Raw genomic sequence first — 394 nt, 5'->3', positions numbered from 1 at the left:
GCTGCAGATGACGCCGGAGGAGGGCGAGGCCAGCGACGAGCAGCTTCGCCGCGCCGTGGTGACGCTGTGGCAGACCAATCTGTTGCGCCGGACCAAGCTCACGGTGCTGGACGAAGTCACCAACGGGCTGTCGTTCTACGATTACACCTTCCTCCACGAGGTGCCGCGCCTGCATTGCGCGCTGGAGGACCGGCTCAACAAGGAGGGCGGCGAGCCGGGCGAGCTCGCGTCGTTCCTGAAGATGGGAAGCTGGATCGGCGGCGACCGCGACGGCAACCCGTTCGTCACCGCCGACGTCATGCGCGGCACGCTGCGGCTGCAGTCGAGCCGGATATTGAGCTTCTATCTGGAAGAGCTGCACGTCCTCGGCGCCGAACTGTCGCTGGCCAGGAAC

General features: G+C 66.5%; 1 protein-coding gene. It reads left to right on the top strand.

Annotation, left to right across the window (positions count from 1 at the left end; translation table 11 throughout):
- Positions 1–394 (top strand): phosphoenolpyruvate carboxylase (locus I6F36_RS39310; protein WP_225173331.1); only part of this gene is annotated, 394 nt, incomplete at both ends.

The sequence above is a fragment of the Bradyrhizobium sp. BRP19 genome (genome assembly GCF_020194195.1).
Taxonomy (GTDB): domain Bacteria; phylum Pseudomonadota; class Alphaproteobacteria; order Rhizobiales; family Xanthobacteraceae; genus Bradyrhizobium; species Bradyrhizobium yuanmingense.
Note: the sequence above shows the minus strand (reverse complement) of the source record. Positions and strands in the feature narration are given on the sequence as shown.